This is a genomic window from Bradyrhizobium sp. BR14999 (assembly GCF_056106085.1).
Window position 1 is genome coordinate 6974764 of record NZ_CM148536.1, and the last position, 18990, is coordinate 6993753.

Below are 18990 nucleotides of genomic sequence, written 5' to 3' on the forward strand. Positions count from 1 at the left end.
TTCCCTCTCCCCGTTCTTACGGGGAGAGGGTTAGGGTGAGGGGCTGCATCCACAATCACGGAGAGGGATGGACTCGCGGAGAGTCCCCCTCACCCGATCGCTTACGCGATCGACCTCTCCCCGCATCCGCCTTCGCCGAGGCTTCGGCGGACAAGAGCGGGCGAGGTGAACTACGACGCAGCCAGCAATTCCTCGACCAGCTTGACCCAATAGGACGTGCCGTAGACAATCGCCTCGTCGTTGAAATTATAAGCGGGGTGATGCAGGCCGGCGCTGTCGCCATTGCCACAGAAGATGAAGGCGCCGGGCCGCGCTTCCAGCATGTAGGCGAAATCCTCGCCACCCATCAGCGGCGGCATCTCGTGCACGTTGGCGTCCCCTGCGACCTGCTTGGCGATGCGCCTTGCCACCTCGGTCTCCGCAGCGTGGTTGTTCACCACCGGATAGTTGCGCTTGTAGCGCAGATCGATCTTGGCACCCGTGATCTGCGCCACGCCTGCCACAACCTCGTGCACGCGCTTCTCGACCAGCTTGCGCACCTCCGGCGACAACGTGCGGATGGTGCCCCTCAGCGTCGCCGTCTGCGGAATGACGTTGCGGGCATTGCCGGCGTGGAATTCACAGATCGAGATCACCGCCGATTCCAAGGGATCGACGCTGCGCGCGACGATCGACTGCAAGGCGGTGATCACTTGCGCGCCGACCAGCACGGAGTCCACGCATTTGTGCGGACGCGCGGCATGGCCGCCGACGCCCTCGATCATGATGTCGACCTCGTCGGTCGCCGCCATGATCGGACCCGGCCGGATTGCGAACGAGCCGATGGGGATGCCCGGGCCGTTATGCATGCCGTAGACCTGCTCGATGCCGAAGCGCTCCATCAGCCCGTCCTTGACCATAGCCGCACCGCCCGCGCCGCCCTCCTCGGCCGGCTGGAAGATCACCACGGCATCGCCGGCGAAATTGCGGGTCTCGGCGAGGTAGCGCGCCGCGCCCAGCAGCATCGCGGTGTGGCCGTCATGGCCGCAGGCGTGCATCTTGCCCGGGGTCTTGGAGGCGTAAGGCAGGTTGGTCTGCTCCTCGACCGGCAGCGCGTCCATGTCGGCGCGCAGGCCGATCACCTTGAGCCCCTCGCCGGCCCGCTTGCTGCCCTTGATTACGCCGACCACGCCGGTCTGGCCAAGGCCAGTCACGACCTCATCGCAGCCGAACTCGCGCAAACGCTCCGCAACGAATGCTGCGGTGCGGTGAACGTCGTACAGCAGCTCCGGATGCTGATGGATGTCCCGGCGCCAGGCCTGAATATCGGGTTGGAGGTCGGCGACGCGGTTCACGATGGGCATGGAGGGTCTCAAGCTTTGTTGGGAATACAGGACTGTCTACCATGCAAGCGCCGGTCCACCTAACTGCCGCGGATCGAGGGTAGCCCTGTCCTCTCGTCATGGCCGGGCTTGTAGCGAGCTTGTCTTCGCCATCCACGTCCGACTATTAGGACAGAAAGCGCTGGAGCCCCGGGACAAGCCCCGGGCATGACGCCTGTTTGGGTGGACGCAGAATGCCAAGACGGCTCGAAGGTGAGTTTGACTACATTGTCGTCGGGGCCGGCACGGCGGGCTGTATCCTCGCGAACCGGCTCTCGGCCGATCCGAAGAACCGTGTCCTCATTCTCGAGGCCGGCGGCGACGACAACTGGATCTGGTTCCACATCCCGGTCGGCTATCTCTTTGCCATCGGCAATCCGCGCTCGGATTGGATGTTCAAGACCGAGGCCGAGCCGGGCCTGAACGGCCGCGCGCTCGCCTATCCCCGCGGCAAGGTGATCGGCGGCTGCTCGTCGATCAACGCCATGATCTCGATGCGCGGACAGGCCGCCGACTACGATCACTGGCGCCAGCTTGGCATGACCGGCTGGGGTTATGACGACGTGCTGCCGCTGTTCAAGCGGCTGGAAGATCACTTCCTGGGCGCGAGCGAGCATCACGGCGCCGGCGGCGGCTGGCGCATCGAGGCACCGCGGTTGTCATGGGCGATTCTGGACGCGGTGGGCGACGCCGCCGAGGAGATGGGCATCAAGCGCATCCCGGATTTCAACACCGGCGACAACGAAGGCACCAGCTATTTCCACGTCAACCAGAAGCGTGGCCGGCGCTGGTCATCGGCGCGCGGCTTCCTCAAGCCCGCGCTGAACCGCCCCAATCTGCGGCTCGAGAAGCATGTGCTGGTCGAGCGTGTCATCATCGAGCAGGGCCGCGCCGTCGGCGTGCGCTTCATCCAGAATGGCGAGATCATCGAGGCACGGGCTAAGCGCGAGGTGATCCTCTCGGCCGGCTCGATCGGCTCGGTGCAAGTGCTGCACCGCTCCGGCATCGGCCCCGCCGACTGGCTGTCGCCGCTCGGCATCGACGTCGTCATGGACAAGTCCGGTGTGGGGCGCAACTTACAGGACCATCTGCAGCAGCGCGCGATCTACAAGGTCGAGGGCGTGCGCACGCTGAACGAGACCTATTACAACCTGTTCCGTCGCGGCCTGATGGGCCTCGACTACGCCTTCCGCCGTCGCGGGCCGCTGACCATGGCGCCGTCACAGCTCGGCATCTTCACGCGCTCGGATGCAACGCGCGCACGCGCCAACATTCAGTTCCACGTGCAGCCGCTATCGCTCGACAAGTTCGGCGATCCGCTGCACCGCTTTCCCGCGATCACGGTGAGCGCGTGCAATCTCCAGCCGACCTCGCGCGGCACCGTGCGCCTCCGTTCGGCGAGCCCGGACGAGAAGCCGATCATCGCGCCGAACTATCTGTCGACCGATGACGACCGCCAGGTCGCCGCCGACGCAATCCGCACCACGCGCCGTCTGATGCAGCAGAAGGCACTGGCAAAGTACCGCCCGCGCGAATATCTGCCCGGTCCCTCGATCGGCAACGACGATGCCTCGCTCGCGAAGGCTGCCGGCGATATCGGCACCACCATCTTCCATCCCGTCGGCACCGCGAAGATGGGCGCGGCGAACGATCCGACGGCGGTGGTCGACGAGCGCCTGCGCTTCTACGGCCTCGGCGGTCTTCGCATCGTCGATGCCTCGATCATGCCGACCATCACCTCGGGTAACACCAATACGCCGACCGCGATGATCGCCGAGAAAGGCGCGACGATGATCTTGGAGGATGCGAAGTAGCATCTTGCCACAATGATCGATCCGCACCGCTTTTCCATCGGCCCGGCCGGCTCCGAGATCGCCATGCTGCAGTGGGGCGAGCGCGGCAAACCGCCCGCCCTCCTTCTGCACGGCACCGGTTTCGTCGCCGACGTCTGGGACGAGGTCGCGCGTGAGCTTGCATCGACCTACACCGTCTATGCGCTCGACCGCCGCGGCCACGGCGCCAGCCACAAGCCCGGCGCATATCACTTCCTCGATTACGCCGACGACGTCTGCCGGGTGATCGATGCGCTGGAGTTGCGCGACATCTACGGCATCGGCCACAGCGCCGGTGCGACGGATTTATTGCTCGCAGCGAAACTTCGGCCCGGCCGTTTCACGCGCCTGTTCGTGATGGAGCCGACCGTGATGGATCCGCGCAAGGCACGCGATGCGTCGGCGGGATTGAGCGAATGGGCCATCGCCGGCATGCAAGGCGTGCTGCGGCGCCAGGCCGAGTTCGACAGTTTTGAGGCGGTCTTCAAGCGCTACCGCGCCGCGCCGGCGTTCGCGGATTGGACCGAGACCTCGCTGTGGGCCTATGTGAAGCACGGCTTCGCGCCTCTGGACAATGGCCGGGTGCGGCTCTGCTGCACGCCAGAGATCGAGTCAGCGATCCTGCGGCCGATCTTCGAGGCAATGGACCAGATCTACACCGGCGACGCCCGCGGAAACCCGTTCGCGTGGCTCATCGAGATCGATTGCCAAGTGCGCGTGACGACCGCCGCGACCTCGGGCGCGATCTACAAGGAGATGGCCCTGCGCGCCGTGTCACTCATTCCGCGCGTCAGCACGCAGGCCTTCGCCGGCATCGGCCATTGCGTTGCGCAGGAAGCGCCGGCCGTCGTGGTGCGGGCTGTGCGGGAATTTTCGGCGTAGCGCTACGACCGCTTGCGAAACCTGAAATCGCAGCAGGCTCCGCCCTCCATGATCGTCTGGCTTCGGGACAGTTCGAGTTCGTCGTTGAAGCCGGCCAGCATGGCATGGTCACGATTGCAGTGGACGCGAATGCCGAGATCAGCGAGACCCAGCTCCTTGTAGAACGCGGCGTATTGGCAGCGCGTAACATTGAAATCGAGGTGATCGTCGGACTCCGAGACCACCTCGACGTCCATGCTGCCGCCGCCCGCCCAGGAGCTCCTGCGCCACGGTTCGCAGCGACGCAGTCGTCTTGCCGTAGGTTGCTGCCCATCTCGCGCCGTCCTCGGCGGCGAGCCTGCGTATCGTTTCGTCAACGACTTCGCGCATTGCGCTTTGACCGAACCGGTCACGCAATACCTGAATGAACGGGATCAGCACGCGCCCTTCGATCTTCCGGCGCTGCAGGTGACTGATAGCAACTTCGCTCGCATCAACCATTGTCGCTCACCTGTTTCATGGTTCGGTGGGAGCTTGTTTCACGCCGCCATCCCCGGATCAAACCAGATCTTCTGACGCGTTGACTTAGATTTTCTATGCCATGAAGATTGGCTGGAGTTTGACAGCCGACCCGAATAACCCGGACGAGATCCCCATCGCACCAGCCCGCCAAGAGGGACGAGGAAACTCGTCTCCCTAACCGGACCTTAGTAACGCCGCCGGATCCAAGCGCGCAGCCCGCTCGGCCGGCAGAAGACCGAAGATAATGCCGATGAGACTGGAGCAGGCGACGGCGACCAGCGCCATCCCTGCGTTGAACTCGACGGGCCAGCCCAACGCGGAGGGCACAACGCGCGTGCAGGCGTAGCCGACAACGAGACCCGACAGGCCGCCGATGGTGCAGAGGAGCACCGCTTCCATCAGAAATTGTTTCCGAATATCTTGTGGCCGGGCGCCAAACGCAAGGCGAATGCCGATCTCATTGAACCGTTCGGTCACCGATACGAGCATGATGTTCATCACGCCGATGCCGCCGACCAGGAGCGAGATTCCCGCAAGCGCGGATACCAGCAACGTGAACTGGCGATAGGTCCGATCGCGCGTCTGGGCGATCTGGATCAGGTTCTGAATCCGGAAATCGTCGTCCTTATTTCCCATGATCTTGTGACGCTGCCGCAGGACGCGGGCAATCGCACCTCCCACCGCTGTCATTGACTGGGTGGAATCGGTCTTCACCAGAATCGTATGCACGGCATCCGGATTGGCCTGACTCCGTCCGGTGGCGAAGATTCTTGCGGACGACAGGGGAATGAAGATGACGTCGTCCTGGTCGCGGCCGGTGAAGTCCTGCCCCTTCTCGGCAAGCACCCCAATCACGACATATGAAGTGCGGTCGATACGGATGAAGCGGCCGAGCGGATCGCTATCGCGGAACAGTTCGCGCGCGACCGTACCTCCGATCACCGCGATCTTTGCGACTGATGCAACCTGATCCTGATTGAATAGTTGCCCCTCCCCTATTCGCCACCCACGGGCTTCAAAAAACTCCGGGGTCACGCCGGCAACAAGGGTTGACCAATTCAAGTCTCTCGCGATGACCGTCTTTTGTCCGCCCACGAATGGCGCCGCAATGACAACGTCGGATACCTCGCGAGCAACCGCGAGCGCATCGGTTGTCGTCAGCGACAGGACGGTGCCCGCCTGCTGTCGCACGCCTTGCGCGTTTTGCGCACCGGGCTGCACCAGCAATAGATTCGATCCAAGCGAATTGATCTGTCTCGAAATCTCGGCACGCGCCCCTTCCGCCACGGCGACCACGATCAGCACGGCGGCAATGCCGATGACAATGCCCGTTATCGCGAGAACAGAGCGCAATATGTGCGCACGTATCGACTGAAACGCCAGATAGACGTAGCCGAGCGATCGCATCAAACCTCCGCGATGATCGAAGTTGAGGACGTGCCGAGAGATATCGAGTCGCCGACGATTGCGCCGTCCCGGAGCCTGATCGTGCGCTGCGCGCGCCCCGCGACTTCGGCGTCGTGGGTTACAAGCATGACCGTGAGGCCGCCACGCCGGAGTTCGGCAAGTATCGAGAGGATAGTATCGCGTGTGCTCGTATCGAGTGCCCCGGTCGGCTCGTCGGCCAAGAGAAGGTCGGGTTCGTTGACGATCGCACGCGCGACGGCGACTCGCTGCTGCTCACCGCCCGAGAGCTGGCCAGGCATATGCTGCATCCTACTGCCGAGACCGACCCGCTCGAGCGCAACGCGTGCCCTTGCGATCGGATTGCGCAGCCCGTCACGCCGATAGAATAACGGCAACCCTACATTCTCGAGGGCGGTCAGGCGTGGCAACAGATTGAAGTTCTGAAACACAAAGCCGAAGCGCCGGTTTCGCAGTTCGCTCAACCGCCGCCTTGACTGCGCAAGTACATCCTGACCGTGAAGGAAGTATCCTCCGGAGGAGGGTCGATCGAGGCAGCCTATGATCGAAAGCAAGGTGGATTTTCCCGATCCGGACGGGCCCACGACGGCAACGAACTCTCCCGGATCGATTTGCATGGTTATGTCCGACAGCGCGTGAACGCTTTGGCTGCCGAGCCGGTGCCGCTTGTGGATATGGTCCAGGATGACGAGCGATGTCATGGCTTGCTACGATAACCGATGGCGACCCGCTGACCTATTTGGACGTCGTCCGACAGGATCTGGGTCAGAGAGTCGCTGGTGGCGCCCAATGAGACCGAGGCTGGGTCCAGATGGCCGGACTTCGTACGGACCCAGATCACTCCCTGTCCGGGGCCGCGATCGGTTGCGCCGTCCCGCACCGGCCGAAAGCTGAGTGCGGCATTGGGAACAACCATCACATCGTGTTGCTCCTGAACCACGATGCGAACATCAGCCGTCATCCCGGGAAGCAGCAGATCTTCTGGATTGGGCGCCGAAATCATCACGGTGTAGGTCACCACGTTTTGTACCATCCGTGCTGCCTTTCGGACCTCGAGTACGCGGCCCTCGAAGGTCCGTCCCGGATAGGAATCGACACTGAACAGCGCACGCTGGCCGGTTCGCACCGCGCCGATGTCGGCCTCGCTGACGGACGCACTGACGCGCATGTCCGACAGATCCCGCGCGATGGTAAAGAGGGTCGGCGCCTGGAGGCTTGCAGCCACTGTCTGGCCAAGCTCGACGCTGCGCCGGATGACTATTCCATCGATCGGCGACTTGACGGTGCTTCGTTCGAGATCAAGTCGAGCCCGTTCGAGGGAGGCACGCGCAACCATCGCACCGGCCGCGCGTACCTGCACGCGCGCCTGCGCCGCAGACAATTCAGCGCCGAGCGAGCGAGCCGTCATCTGCGCTCGCTCGGCGTCGCGTTGCGAAACACTGCCGTTCTTGCTGAGTGAGCTCTTGACCTGAAGATCGCGCAACGCGTCATCGTAGTGCGCCTGCGCGCCATCGACGGCTGCCTTGGCCTCCTCGTGTTGTGCGAGCGCGACGGTGAGCGCGGCTTCTGCTTCCTTGACCAAGACTTCGAAAGTGGCGCTGTCGAGTGCAGCAAGGGGCTCGCCGGCCCGAACGATGGAATTGTGGTCGGCCATCAGCTTGGCGACCTGCCCCGAAAGCTGCGAGCTGACCTCGACGGTATCAACGGCTTCGAGCGTTCCGGCAGCGGTGATGTTCTGAATGACGTTGTCGCGGGCAATGCTAACATAGCGCAGATCATCATGGTCGCCGCCGGCAGCTGTGAGCGAGCTGTCCGGAGCCCACAAGGGATAGGCAGCGGCAACCACGCAGCCCCCCAATGCTGCGCGCATCAGAAGGCTTCGGGGCGATGTCAATTGATTATCCGTGCGAATGATAATTTCGCCGCATTAGCTCTTGCGGCGCTCCACGCTGAACGTTGCCCCTCGTTGACGATGCCGCAGGCGGCGTGATCAGACCAGAAGAGCTGAGACTGAACGCGCCGCTTCTGGCCCGCCCCGAAGCGATCGCAGTGGCTGGATTAGGGCACCGAAGGGCTGCCCGTCGGCACAGTCTTCGTCCCGCTCTGCGCTGGCGGAGGCGTTTTAAGCAGCTTTACCCCGGTCGTCGTATCCGTTGCCGGGACGGTATGGTCCTCGCCCTGAAATACGCTGCCTTGACCTGGGACTTCGTCACCCGGTCGACCCGGATTGTTGAGTCCATTCAGGAATGGTTGGCTTTCTTGGCCGGGGGTGTTCGACAGTCCGCCCGCAGCCACGGCGGTGAACAGATGGTCTGCTGCATAGCTCGGGCAAGAGACTGCAAGCAGTGATGCGCCTGCCGCAAGGATCGCAAGTGTTCTCATCATCATCAACTCCTCTTCAGTTGCGTTCGCCAAGGCGTCAAACTCGGCAGCCTGCGTCATTGGCGAACCTTGAATGCAGTTGATCTCCAGCTGTTCCTATTCTTGCGATGCGAGCTCACCTTCGAACGAGTTAGTTTCTGACACCGAAGTCAGTCTCGTCGATTCGCGGATGATTGCTGCGACTGAACGCTGCATCCTGATCGTTGCGTAAGCACCAAGAAACGACGGCCCGGCGACGGCTTCCACAGCGCGAGATGGTTGCTCAGCTGCGCCACCATTGGCGTCCGCGGTGCGGAGACCACCTGTTTCGGGGTAAACCGGTTCTCGGAAACGTGATTAGCCGGTCCCGATCCATTTTATCTGGAGTCCGGGAATAAACCCGCCCCTCTCCCGATCACCTCCCGGCAAGCCCAATTCCGGGCCAGAGGAGATGCGCGATGAGCGGACACGACCATGGCGAAGACGGCGTCAGCCGCCGCAAGGTGCTGGAATGCATGACCTGGGCCGGCACCGGGGTGCTCTGGACCATCACCGGCGGGGTGCCGCGCTCGCTGGGCATCATCGATTCGGCGCAAGCCGCGACCGCGGCTGCGCCCGGCATGATCTTCCTCCAGATCAGCGACAGCCATGTCGGCTTCGACAAGCCGGCCAATCCCAACGCGCTCGGCACGCTGGAGGAAGCCGTGGGTAAGATCAACGCAATGCCGGCCAAGCCGTCCTTCATGATCCACACCGGCGACATCACCCATTTGTCGAAGGTCACCGAGTTCGATGACGCCGAGCGCATCATCTCGCAGACCAAGCTCGACGTGCACTACGTGCCGGGTGAGCACGACTTCATCGACGAGGAGGTAAAGCTCTATCGCGAACGCTACGGCCGCGGCACCAAGGGGCACGGCTGGTATTCCTTCGACGCCGGCGGCGTGCACTTCATCGGCCTCGTCAATGTCGTCGACCTCAAGGCTGGCGGCCTCGGCAATCTCGGCGCCGAGCAGCTCGCCTGGCTCGAAGACGATCTGCGCGGCAAGTCGAAATCGACGCCGATCGTGCTGTTCGCCCACATCCCGCTTTGGACCGTCTACCCGCAATGGGGCTGGGGCACCGAGGATGGTGGCCGCGCACTGGAATATGTCAAGGGTTTTGGCTCGGTCACCGTGCTCAACGGGCACATCCATCAGGTGATGCAGAAGGTCGAGGGCAACGTCACCTTCCACACCGCGCGCTCGACCGCCTTCCCGCAGCCGGCGCCGGGGGCCGCTCCCTCGCCCGGGCCGATGAAGGTCGAGGACGCTCGACTCCGGTCCATGCTCGGCGTTGCTAGCATCAACTTCAAGCAGAACGAGCAGCGCCTCGCCATCATCGATACGCCGCTCCAGGGCTGAGAGAAAGGCTGATCATGAAGACACTTAATCGCCGCGACTTCGGTATCGACTTCGGTCTCGCTTTGGTCGCGGCCATCCTGCTGCCCGCAACGGCTGCCCGCGCTGACGAGACGGAGGTGCACATCGACAATTTCGTCTTCCAGCCGGCCGAGCTCAAGATCAAGGTCGGCACCACCGTGACCTGGACCAACCGGGACGACATTCCGCACACCATCGTGTCGGCCGGCAAGTTCAGGTCCAAGACCCTGGACACCGACGACAAGTTCTCGTTCACCTTCACCAATGCGGGCGATTACAAATATTTTTGTTCGTTGCATCCGCACATGACGGGGATGATCAAGGTTGAGTAACATCTCGAGCCGAGACATCAACGTCTTGCCCGGCCGGTGGTCCCACGCCGGCCGGGCTCGGACGTCTTCGATCACGGCAAAAGAAGAAGCAAAGCAAGAGGCAAAGCGAGGAGCGATGCCCGCGACCGACGATTTGCAGAAGGCGCAGCGCTTCCGCGAAGCGGCACTGCCCCATCTTGACGACGTCTACACGCTCGCGCGCTACCTCCTGCGCGATGCCTCCGACGCCGAGGATGCGGTGCAGGAGTGCTATCTGCGCGCGCTGAAGCACTTTGACAGTTATCGCGGACCGGCGATGAAACCCTGGCTGTTCGCGATCCTGCGCAACGTCTGCAACGCAGAATATGCGCGGCGGGCGCACAGGCCCAGCGCGATCGAGGATACACCCGGCGCCGCGGAGCAGACGCCGATCTGGCAGGAGAGCGAGGCAAGCCCGGAAACCGAAGTGCTGCGCAGCCGCGATGCCGGCGCGATCCGCAAGCTGATCGACACGCTCGCCGAACCGTTCAAGGAGACCTTCGTGCTGCGGGAGATCAACAACCTGTCCTATCGTGAAATCGCCGAGACGGTCGGTGCGCCCATCGGCACCGTGATGTCCCGCCTCGCCCGCGCGCGCGCGATGCTGCGGGCGGCCTGGACGGCGGAAGAGGAGCAAGCAAGATGACCTGCGACGAAGCAAGAATCCTGCTTCACGCGCTGCTCGACAATGAGCTCGACGCCGGCCACGCGCGCGAGGTCGAAGCGCACATCGCCAGCTGCCCGACCTGCGCCGCCGAGCTCGCCGCGCAGCGCGAGATGCAGCACGTGCTCGCCGACACCGATTTGCGCTACACCGCGCCCGCGAGCCTCCGCGCTCGGATCGAGGCGTCACTGCCGCAAGCACAGCACCAACCAACTCGCCGCTCCTTGCTGCGCGGCTTTGCAATGGGCTCGGCCGTCTCCGCGCTCGCCGCCTCAGGCGTCGTCGCATTGGTGCTGCGCCAGGACGACCAGCAGCGCATCCTGTCGGAGGTCGTCTCCGCGCATCTGCGCTCGCTCCAGGCCGGCCACCTCACCGACGTGATTTCGACCGACCAGCACACGGTCAAGCCGTGGTTCAACGGCAAGCTCGACGTCGCCCCGCCCGTGATCGATCTCACCGCGCAGGGTTTTACGCTGGTCGGCGGCCGGCTCGACTACATCGACGCGCGCGCCATCGGTGCGGTCGTCTACCGGCGCCGGCAGCACGTCATCAACCTGTTCGTATCGCAGACATCGAACGTGGAATATCGCGCGCCGAAGACCGAGACCATGCAAGGCTTCAACTGCCGCCGCTGGGGCAATCGCGGCCTGAATTTCTGGGCCGTCAGCGATATCGCCGCCGACGAGCTCGCCGAGTTCGTCGACAAGTTCGAGGCGGCGATGAAGGCGAATGCGGAGGGGTAGATTCACCCCGCACCGTCATTGCGAGGAGCGAAGCGACGAAGCAATCCAGACTGCCTCCGCCGAGATAGTCTGGATTGCTTCGCTTCGCTCGCAATGACGAATGCCGAGATGGCTCGGCCAAAAATCAGGCCGACCGTCTCACCGCGTTGTCGACCAGGGTCTTGCCAAGCGACCAGATCGCACCGGGGACCTTGTGGCTGCCGGCGATGACATCATCGAAGGCGCGCTCGATCCAGCTGCAGTCTTCCTCGGTGATGGTGAGCGGCGGCAGCAGCTTGATGGTGTGACTGCCATGGCCGGCGACCTGGGTCAGGATCTTGTGATCCTTGAACAGCGGCACCGTGATGAGCTGGCAGAACAGGCCCTTGTTGGCGGTCTCCAGCACGTTCCAGGAGGCGCGCAGGCGCAGCGATTTCGGCGGGCCGAACTCGATGCCGATCATCAGACCCTTGCCGCGGACTTCCTTCAACAGTTCGTAGCCGGGCACCATGCGCGTCAGCGCCAGGCGCAGCTCGGCGCCGCGCTTGGCGGCGGACTCGATCAGCTTCTCGGACTCCATCACGTCGAGCGTGGCGATGCCCGCAGCCATCGCGAGGTCATTCTTGGAGAAGGTGGAGCCGTGCACCACCGCACGGTCCATCTGGTTGAAGATCTTGTCGAAGATGGCCTTGCGCGTCAGCACCGCGCCAACCGGCACGTGGCCGCCGGACAGCGACTTCGACAGCAGCACAATGTCGGGCTCGACGTTCCAGTGCTCGACCGCAAGGAAGCGGCCGGTGCGGCCCATACCGGTCTGGATCTCGTCGGCGACGAACAGCGTGCCGTATTTCTTGCAGAGCGCTGCCGCGCCGGGCAGGAACTCGTCGGTGGGCATGTTGACGCCCTTGCCCTGGATCGGCTCGACGACGAAGGCCGCGACCTCGCGTGAGGCCAGCGCCTTTTCCAACGCGGCCAGATCGTTGAACGGGATCGGGGTGCAGCCCGGCAGCAACGGCTCGAAACCGGTGCGGAAGTTCGAATCGCCCGTGAGCGACAGCGCACCATAGGTCAGACCGTGATAGCCGTGGGCGCAATAGACGATGCCGGGACGGCCGGTCGCGCCGCGCGCGAATTTGATCGCTGCCTCGACGCATTCAGCGCCGGAATTGGCGAAGAACGCCTTGTCGAGATAGGGGACGTATTTCAGAAGGCGCTCGGCGAGCACGCCGGCGAGCGTCGAGACGTCGAACTGGACGAGGTTCGGCAGGTCGGCATCGAGTACGCTCTTGAGCGCCTCGCGCATAACGGGATGATTTCGCCCGATCGCAAACACGCCGAATCCGGACAACAGGTCGAGATAGCGCGCGCCCTCGCGGTCGTAGAGGTACTGCCCCTGCCCCTTCTGGAAGCCGACATCGTAGCCGATGGTCTTGAGAACCCGAACGAACTGCTCGTTCAGATACCGATTATGCAGGGCGCTGCGCTGGGCCTGACGGTCCGCGAAGAGCTCAGACATGTCTGGATTTGGACTGTGCATCCGCTACATACTTCGGTTGAGGGCCGTCTAGTCAACTGAAAACGGACCGCTATCGAAACGGTCTGTGCGGCCTTTTGCCCTTTTTCGGACCATCTTCGCAAGCACAGCTTTAAACCATGTTGCACTGCCAAGGAACTATCATGCGTTTAGCCCTTTACACCGGAATAATACTGGCTGGCGGTTACACCTGTCTGACCCCCGCGCTCGCCACAGACCCGACCGGCGACTGGCGGGTCGCCGACGGCGTCGCCAACATCCGTGTCGCCCAATGCAGTGGCAGCATGTGGGGTGCCGTCTCCTGGGAAAAGCAGCCCGGAGGCCGCGACGAGAATAACCCGGATGTGTCAAAAAAGAACAGGCCGACGCTGGGCATGCCGACCCTGATCGACATGAAGAAGAAGCCCGGCGCCGATCAGTGGGAAGGACAGGTCTACAACGCCAAGGACGGCCAGCTCTACAGCGCGACCATCACGCCGGCCGGGACCGACCAGCTCGAAATCAAGGGCTGTGTGATGGGCTTCCTCTGCGGGGGCGAGACCTGGACCCGGGTTGGTCCGCCGATCCCCTTGAGCTCCGCCAACGCCATGGCCAAGAGCGCGCCGAAGTCCACCGGCGCGGCGCCGAAAGCCCAGGGCACGACGGGCGCCACGGCAGCTGCCCCCGCAGCCCCGAAGGCCGCCGGCGCAGCCAAGCCCGGTCAGAAGGGCGCCGCCGACCCGGTGGGCGACATCTGCCTACTCCCTGAGATTGCGGGGTTTGCCCATTAGGGCCGGCTGGAACAGCAATACGGCGGCAAGCGTCGTCACCAGCGAGAGTGCGAGCAACTTGCCCATGCTGGACGTGCCGGGATGGCTGGACAGCCACAGGCTGCCGAACGCAGTCGCCGTCGTCAGCGCGCTGAAAAAGATCGCGCGTGTCAGGCTGGTCTGGAGCAGATTCGTCCTGCCCGAGCGCCACGCCACGACATAATAGATCTTGAAGGCGACGCCGACGCCGAGCAGCAGCGGAAACGCGACGATGTTGGCGAAGTTGAGCGGCAGGCCGACCAACACGCAGATCTCGAGCGTCACCGCGCCGGCAACCAGGAGCGGCACCAGCGTCATCAGCACGTCGACGAACCGCCGCAACGTGATCCACAGGAGCAGGCCGATCACCAGCAGTGCATAGACGCCGGCATGGATGAACGCCTTCACCACGGTGTCCCCGGATTTCAGGATCGAGACCGGCCCGCCGATCGCGGTCGGCTCAGCCGCGAGCACGGCCGCGGCAAACTTGCGCAACGTGTCGTTGTCATTGGGATCGCCCTTGGGCAGCGCCTCGACGCGGATGACGCCGTCCTTGCTCTTCCAGGCGCTGACGAGATCCGGCGGCAGTGACTTCAGGGTCACCGGCTCGGCCTGCAGCGCGTTTTTGAGCTGGTCGAACACGATCTTCATCGGTGTGACGAACACGTCCTGCGCCTTGTTGCGCGTGGCCTCGTCGGAATTAGCGAGCTTCTCGAGCGCGTCGGCCAGCCGGCGCGAGGCGAGCGCACCCGGTCCCTTCGCATCGCCCGCGGTCCTGCGCAGATTGTCGACCGAGGATTTCAGCGCTTCGACGTTTTCCTGGTCCGACGGCGCCGCGTCGATCTGGTCGGGATTGAGCGCGGGATTCAAGACCTTAGCGCCCTGCGCGAGCAGCTTCAGCTTCGGCGGCTGGTCCTGCGGCACGAAGCTGTCGAGTGACATCACCCGCAATACCTCCGGCACCTTCTCCAGCTTCGCCTCGACCTGCTTTGCCTGCTCTTCCGACGTCGTCATCACGTTGATGGCATTGGCGCCGGTGTTGGGATCCTTGCGCAGGTCGAGGAAGGTCGCGATCGATTCGGCATGCGGATTGCGCAGGTTCATCGGGTTGAAGTCGAACTTCATGAAGTAGAGCAGCGGCAGGCCGCCGAGCGCCAGCAGCAGCGTGCCGCCGACGATCAGCACGCGGTGCTTTTCAAGGAAGTGATCGAGCGGCGCCAGGAAGGCGTAACCGACGGGCTCCGGCTCGCCGGGCGGGTTCAACAGCTTCAACAGCGCCGGCAGCACGGTGATCGACGAGAGGAACGCGACCAGCATGCCGACGCCGGCGATCTGGCCGAGCTCGGAGATGCCCTTGTAGTCGGTCGGCATGAAGCAGAGGAAGCCCGCGGCCGTTGCCATCGCCGCGAGCGACAGCGGCACCGCCGAGCGCTTGGCCGCCAGCACCAGCGCGCCCGAGAGATCGTCGTGCTTGTAGCGCTCGGAGCGGTAGCGGACGCTGTACTGGATGCCGAAATCGACGCCGAGGCCGACGAACAGCACCGCAAACGCGATCGACAGCAAATTGAGCGAGCCGACCATCATCAGACCGGCCGCGGTCGTGATCGCAAGACCCACGAAGAGATTGACGAACACCGCGAAGATGATCTTCGCCGAATGCAGCGCCAGCCACAGGATCAGCAGCACGACGAGAACCGTGCCGATGCCGTTGACGACCGCGCCTTCCTGGACGGTCGCGTATTCCTCGTTGGCGATCGGGACTGGGCCGGTCAGCCGCACACGCGCCTGGTATTTGGTCGGAAAATCCAGATCGGCTGCGGCCTTGCGGATCGCGTCGGTGGCGCCCTTGCCCGGCTCCAGCGCGTTGTAGTCGAGGACCGGCTTGAACTCGATGAAGGCGCGCTTGTCCGAATCCTTCAGCGGCTCGTCGCTGACGAGCTCGCGCCAGGAGAAGCTGGCATTGCCCTTGTTGAGCACGGTCTCGACCGTCTGCGCGATCAGGTTGAAAGGCCGCTCCGTGTTGTCGAGCTTGACCTGGCCGCGCTTGACGCCGGCAAGTCCGGTCTCGAGCGCGCCGGTCAGGCCGCGGATCGAGGGGTCGCCCGCCATGATCTCGATCAGGGGCGCTGCCGATTCGAATTGACCGGTAATCTTGCCGACCTCCTCGGTCGGCAAGAACAATAGGCCGTTCTTCTCGAAGAACTCGCCGCTGCCGAGCTGCTGCATCGATTGGAAGTTGGTCTTGTCGTCCTTGAGCTTGGCAAAGAGCGCGTCCGCTGCCGCGCTCGCCATCTCGGGCGTTTTGGCCTCGACGACCGCCGTGATGGTCGCGTCGCGGTCGAAGGCGCGGTCGAACTGCTGGTCGCGCTGGCGCCAGTCCAAATTCTGGGCAATCAGCGAATTGATGTCGGTGTTGATGGCGAAGTGACGCGCAGCGTAATAGCCCGCTCCCACCGACAGCAGGAGCCCGAAAATGACGACGAGGGAGGCAAACCGGGTACAGGCCCTGACGATGGCAACAACGACGCTTTGCAGCACTTCTTTTCTTTCTGCGGTTAACAGCTTGCCGGAAACGCCCGCTGTTTATCGGAGTTCCCGGGCGAAACCTATTGCTGTTTGAGTGGTTCTCGCCGCGACAAGGTTCGAGGTAAACGGCGGAGGACCCATGGCAAAATCATGCGGGGCGGTCGGTATAGCCGGGGAGTTGAGGCGGGAAAGTGACGAAAGAGTGAGCCAAATGTCGCCATGTTGCTCACCGGGCACGACCTACCAAAATACCATCGAACTGCCTTTGTTTGGGAACCCAAGGGTCGTTCGACTTCCCTTGCTGCCGATTTTTTGACACAAAGTATTGCGCCTCCATGCGCCGGAGCCCAAACGGGGGTGGGTGGCTACCGCTGCGCGAGACCAATGGTGCGGATATTGCACCTCATTGGTCGGTATCGAGGTGCTGCCGGGAACTTTGAAGCGGATTGATGCAACTTGCGTGATGGGCGTCCAATGGAAGTTTATCTGGCGCAGCCACGCGGCTTCTGCGCGGGCGTGGTGCGCGCGATCGAGATCGTGGAACGGGCCCTGGAGAAGTACGGCCCGCCCGTCTACGTGCGCCATGAGATCGTGCACAACAAATACGTGGTCGAGAGCCTGAAGAACAAGGGCGCGATCTTCGTCGAGGAATTGTCCGAAGTGCCGCCGAAGGCGGTGACCGTTTTCAGCGCCCATGGCGTCGCCCGCAGCGTCGAGGAAGAGGCCGCCGCGCGCGATCTTCCGGTGCTGAACGCCACCTGCCCCCTGGTCACGAAAGTTCACAATCAGGGGAAGCGCTACATCACCAAGGGCCGCACGCTGATTCTGATCGGCCATGCCGGCCACCCCGAGGTCGAGGGCACGATGGGCCAGGTCCCGGGGCCAGTGCAGCTTGTTCAAAGCGTTGAAGAGGTTAACGCCCTGACGCTGCCGGCGGATACGCCAATGGCCTACATCACCCAGACCACCCTGTCGGTCGACGACACCAAGGACATCATCGCGGCCCTCCAGGCCCGCTTTACAGATATTCAAGGTCCGGATATCCGGGATATCTGCTATGCGACACAGAACCGCCAAACTGCGGTAAGGGATTTGAGCAAGCTGGTCGACGTGATCCTGGTGGTGGGCGCTGCCAACAGCTCGAACTCGAACCGGCTCCGCGAAATCGGCACCGAAGCCGGCGTCGCGAGTTATTTGATTGCCGACGGCAGCGAGCTCAATCCGGCGTGGTTGAAGGATGCCAGGACCGTCGGCGTCACGGCCGGCGCTTCGGCGCCCGAGGTACTCGTGGATGACGTGATTGAAGCGATGCGGCGGATCGGACCAGTGAAGGTCTCGGTGTTGCCGGGCCGCGAGGAAAACATCGAATTCCGGCTTCCGGCCCAATTGGCTGCGAGCTGACTCACCCGAATTCAAAGCCCAGAAAGAAACTTGTAATGGCTATCCCGTTCTTCAAGGAAATGCGTATCGGCGGCTATTTGCTCAAGCAGAAACTGCTTGGCCGCAAACGCTATCCGCTCGTGCTGATGCTGGAGCCGCTGTTTCGCTGCAACCTCGCCTGCGTCGGCTGCGGCAAGATCGATTATCCCGACGCGATCCTCAACCGCCGCATGACGGCGCAGGAGTGCTGGGACGCCGCCGACGAATGCGGCGCGCCGATGGTCGCGATTCCCGGCGGCGAGCCGCTGATCCACAAGGAGATCGGCGAGATCGTGCGCGGCCTCGTCGCGCGCAAGAAGTTCGTCTCGCTCTGCACCAACGCGCTGCTGCTCGAGAAGAAGCTCGATCTGTTCGAGCCCTCGCCCTACCTGTTCTTCTCGGTGCATCTCGACGGCCTGCGTGATCATCACGACAAGGCGGTGTCGCAGAAGGGCGTGTTCGACCGCGCCGTCTCCGCGATCAAGGCGGCCAAGGCGCGCGGCTTCACTGTCAACGTCAACGCCACCATCTTCGACGGCCATCCGGCCGAGGAGATCGCGAAATTCCTCGACCTCACCGTCGAGCTCGGCGTCGGCGTCTCGATGTCGCCGGGCTACGCCTATGAGCGCGCCCCGGACCAGGAGCACTTCCTCAACCGCACCAAGACCAAGAAGCTGTTCCGCGACGTCTTCGCGATGGGCAAGGGCAAGAAGTGGAATTTCATGCATTCCGGCCTGTTCCTGGACTTCCTCGCCGGCAACCAGGAATACGAGTGCACGCCATGGGGCATGCCCGCGCGCAACATTTTTGGCTGGCAGAAGCCCTGCTACCTGCTCGGTGAAGGCTACGCGAAAACCTTCAAGGAGCTGATGGACACTACCGACTGGGACAGCTACGGCACCGGCAAATACGAGAAGTGCGCCGACTGTATGGCCCATTGCGGCTACGAGCCGACGGCGGCCACCGCTGCCCTCCACAACCCGCTGAAGGCGATGTGGGTGTCGCTGCGCGGCATCAAGACCTCTGGTCCCATGGCGCCGGAGATCGACATGTCCAAGCAGCGCCCGGCGCAGTACATCTTCTCGGAGCAGGTCCAGAAGAAGCTCTCGGAGATCCGCAAGGACGAGGCTGCTGCCGCGCAGGCGAAGGCCGCGCAGAAGGCTTCGACCGCCGCGTAAGCGCGCTGGTTGGCACCAACGAAAAA

General features: G+C 63.4%; 18 protein-coding genes. 10 read left to right on the forward strand and 8 right to left on the reverse strand.

Annotation, left to right across the window (positions count from 1 at the left end; translation table 11 throughout):
- Positions 1–170 precede the first annotated feature (170 nt).
- Entirely contained in the window at positions 171–1343 is a 1173-nt protein-coding gene (locus ACR9YP_RS32635) for a M20 aminoacylase family protein (RefSeq protein WP_474217855.1), read from the reverse strand.
- A gap of 212 nt (positions 1344–1555) precedes the next feature.
- On the opposite strand from ACR9YP_RS32635, the gene ACR9YP_RS32640 reads away from it, so the two are divergent.
- Positions 1556–3175 carry a GMC family oxidoreductase gene (locus tag ACR9YP_RS32640; protein WP_438109845.1) on the forward strand — a complete coding sequence of 540 codons (1620 nt, stop codon included), beginning with the start codon at positions 1556–1558 and terminating at the stop codon, positions 3173–3175.
- A gap of 12 nt (positions 3176–3187) precedes the next feature.
- Entirely contained in the window at positions 3188–4075 is an 888-nt protein-coding gene (locus ACR9YP_RS32645) for an alpha/beta fold hydrolase (protein ID WP_438109847.1), read from the forward strand.
- 2 nt (positions 4076–4077) lie between these two features.
- On the opposite strand, the gene ACR9YP_RS32650 is transcribed toward ACR9YP_RS32645, so the two are convergent.
- A complete protein-coding gene (locus ACR9YP_RS32650) occupies positions 4078–4311 on the reverse strand; it encodes an L-2-amino-thiazoline-4-carboxylic acid hydrolase (protein ID WP_438109849.1) in 234 nt (77 codons plus the stop codon).
- On the opposite strand from ACR9YP_RS32650, the gene ACR9YP_RS32655 reads away from it, so the two are divergent.
- Complete coding sequence (locus ACR9YP_RS32655) at positions 4310–4630, forward strand: hypothetical protein (protein WP_438109850.1); 321 nt, start codon at positions 4310–4312, stop codon at positions 4628–4630. The genes ACR9YP_RS32650 and ACR9YP_RS32655 overlap by 2 nt on opposite strands.
- A gap of 120 nt (positions 4631–4750) precedes the next feature.
- On the opposite strand, the gene ACR9YP_RS32660 is transcribed toward ACR9YP_RS32655, so the two are convergent.
- The 4 genes from ACR9YP_RS32660 to ACR9YP_RS32675 all read right to left on the reverse strand — a co-directional run bounded on the left by ACR9YP_RS32660 (position 4751) and on the right by ACR9YP_RS32675 (position 8443).
- Positions 4751–5983 carry an ABC transporter permease gene (locus ACR9YP_RS32660; RefSeq protein ID WP_474217856.1) on the reverse strand — a complete coding sequence of 411 codons (1233 nt, stop codon included), beginning with the start codon at positions 5981–5983 and terminating at the stop codon, positions 4751–4753.
- Positions 5983–6702, reverse strand: a complete 720-nt coding sequence (locus tag ACR9YP_RS32665; RefSeq protein WP_474217857.1) for an ABC transporter ATP-binding protein — start codon at positions 6700–6702, stop codon at positions 5983–5985. Before ACR9YP_RS32665 ends, ACR9YP_RS32660 begins: the two co-directional genes overlap by 1 nt.
- Entirely contained in the window at positions 6699–7871 is a 1173-nt protein-coding gene (locus tag ACR9YP_RS32670) for an efflux RND transporter periplasmic adaptor subunit (RefSeq protein ID WP_438109854.1), read from the reverse strand. The genes ACR9YP_RS32665 and ACR9YP_RS32670 overlap by 4 nt, the downstream gene beginning before the upstream one ends.
- Before the next feature lie 188 nt (positions 7872–8059).
- Positions 8060–8443: a hypothetical protein gene (locus ACR9YP_RS32675; protein WP_474217858.1), complete on the reverse strand. Its 384-nt coding sequence runs from the start codon at positions 8441–8443 to the stop codon at positions 8060–8062.
- A gap of 377 nt (positions 8444–8820) precedes the next feature.
- Here ACR9YP_RS32675 and ACR9YP_RS32680 point away from each other — a divergent pair, with 377 nt between their 5' ends.
- From ACR9YP_RS32680 to ACR9YP_RS32695, 4 genes are all read left to right on the forward strand, one after another.
- On the forward strand, positions 8821–9765 hold the full coding sequence (locus ACR9YP_RS32680) for a metallophosphoesterase family protein (RefSeq protein ID WP_438109858.1): 945 nt from the start codon (positions 8821–8823) through the stop codon (positions 9763–9765).
- Between the two features lie 14 nt (positions 9766–9779).
- Entirely contained in the window at positions 9780–10115 is a 336-nt protein-coding gene (locus ACR9YP_RS32685; protein ID WP_438109859.1) for a cupredoxin domain-containing protein, read from the forward strand.
- Positions 10116–10230: 115 nt separating this feature from the next.
- On the forward strand, positions 10231–10779 hold the full coding sequence (locus ACR9YP_RS32690; RefSeq protein WP_164939366.1) for a sigma-70 family RNA polymerase sigma factor: 549 nt from the start codon (positions 10231–10233) through the stop codon (positions 10777–10779).
- Positions 10776–11540 carry an anti-sigma factor family protein gene (locus tag ACR9YP_RS32695; RefSeq protein ID WP_438109861.1) on the forward strand — a complete coding sequence of 255 codons (765 nt, stop codon included), beginning with the start codon at positions 10776–10778 and terminating at the stop codon, positions 11538–11540. Before ACR9YP_RS32690 ends, ACR9YP_RS32695 begins: the two co-directional genes overlap by 4 nt.
- A gap of 124 nt (positions 11541–11664) precedes the next feature.
- Here the strand turns inward: ACR9YP_RS32695 and hpnO are convergent, their stop codons facing one another.
- Complete coding sequence (hpnO, locus tag ACR9YP_RS32700; protein ID WP_091890735.1) at positions 11665–13056, reverse strand: aminobacteriohopanetriol synthase HpnO; 1392 nt, start codon at positions 13054–13056, stop codon at positions 11665–11667.
- 140 nt (positions 13057–13196) lie between these two features.
- Here hpnO and ACR9YP_RS32705 point away from each other — a divergent pair, with 140 nt between their 5' ends.
- A complete protein-coding gene (locus ACR9YP_RS32705) occupies positions 13197–13823 on the forward strand; it encodes a DUF2147 domain-containing protein (protein ID WP_370985219.1) in 627 nt (208 codons plus the stop codon).
- Here the strand turns inward: ACR9YP_RS32705 and hpnN are convergent.
- Entirely contained in the window at positions 13791–16379 is a 2589-nt protein-coding gene (gene hpnN / locus ACR9YP_RS32710; protein ID WP_474217859.1) for a hopanoid transporter HpnN, read from the reverse strand. The genes ACR9YP_RS32705 and hpnN overlap by 33 nt on opposite strands.
- A gap of 462 nt (positions 16380–16841) precedes the next feature.
- Here hpnN and ispH point away from each other — a divergent pair, with 462 nt between their 5' ends.
- Positions 16842–17768 (forward strand): 4-hydroxy-3-methylbut-2-enyl diphosphate reductase, encoded by a 927-nt coding sequence (ispH, locus tag ACR9YP_RS32715; protein WP_091890726.1) that lies wholly within the window; start codon positions 16842–16844, stop codon positions 17766–17768.
- Between the two features lie 35 nt (positions 17769–17803).
- Positions 17804–18964, forward strand: coding sequence for an adenosyl-hopene transferase HpnH (hpnH, locus tag ACR9YP_RS32720; protein ID WP_091890723.1), 1161 nt, complete (start codon positions 17804–17806; stop codon positions 18962–18964).
- The last annotated feature ends 26 nt before the right edge of the window (positions 18965–18990 follow it).

Coding starts and splice junctions, on each gene's coding strand:
- ACR9YP_RS32635 (WP_474217855.1), bottom strand. CDS start 1,343: ATGCCCATCGTGAACCGCGTCGCCGACCTCCAACCCGATATTCAGGCC.
- ACR9YP_RS32640 (WP_438109845.1), top strand. CDS start 1,556: ATGCCAAGACGGCTCGAAGGTGAGTTTGACTACATTGTCGTCGGGGCC.
- ACR9YP_RS32645 (WP_438109847.1), top strand. CDS start 3,188: ATGATCGATCCGCACCGCTTTTCCATCGGCCCGGCCGGCTCCGAGATC.
- ACR9YP_RS32655 (WP_438109850.1), top strand. CDS start 4,310: ATGCTGCCGCCGCCCGCCCAGGAGCTCCTGCGCCACGGTTCGCAGCGA.
- ACR9YP_RS32650 (WP_438109849.1), bottom strand. CDS start 4,311: ATGGACGTCGAGGTGGTCTCGGAGTCCGACGATCACCTCGATTTCAAT.
- ACR9YP_RS32660 (WP_474217856.1), bottom strand. CDS start 5,983: ATGCGATCGCTCGGCTACGTCTATCTGGCGTTTCAGTCGATACGTGCG.
- ACR9YP_RS32665 (WP_474217857.1), bottom strand. CDS start 6,702: ATGACATCGCTCGTCATCCTGGACCATATCCACAAGCGGCACCGGCTC.
- ACR9YP_RS32670 (WP_438109854.1), bottom strand. CDS start 7,871: ATGCGCGCAGCATTGGGGGGCTGCGTGGTTGCCGCTGCCTATCCCTTG.
- ACR9YP_RS32675 (WP_474217858.1), bottom strand. CDS start 8,443: ATGACGCAGGCTGCCGAGTTTGACGCCTTGGCGAACGCAACTGAAGAG.
- ACR9YP_RS32680 (WP_438109858.1), top strand. CDS start 8,821: ATGAGCGGACACGACCATGGCGAAGACGGCGTCAGCCGCCGCAAGGTG.
- ACR9YP_RS32685 (WP_438109859.1), top strand. CDS start 9,780: ATGAAGACACTTAATCGCCGCGACTTCGGTATCGACTTCGGTCTCGCT.
- ACR9YP_RS32690 (WP_164939366.1), top strand. CDS start 10,231: ATGCCCGCGACCGACGATTTGCAGAAGGCGCAGCGCTTCCGCGAAGCG.
- ACR9YP_RS32695 (WP_438109861.1), top strand. CDS start 10,776: ATGACCTGCGACGAAGCAAGAATCCTGCTTCACGCGCTGCTCGACAAT.
- hpnO (WP_091890735.1), bottom strand. CDS start 13,056: ATGCACAGTCCAAATCCAGACATGTCTGAGCTCTTCGCGGACCGTCAG.
- ACR9YP_RS32705 (WP_370985219.1), top strand. CDS start 13,197: ATGCGTTTAGCCCTTTACACCGGAATAATACTGGCTGGCGGTTACACC.
- ispH (WP_091890726.1), top strand. CDS start 16,842: ATGGAAGTTTATCTGGCGCAGCCACGCGGCTTCTGCGCGGGCGTGGTG.
- hpnH (WP_091890723.1), top strand. CDS start 17,804: ATGGCTATCCCGTTCTTCAAGGAAATGCGTATCGGCGGCTATTTGCTC.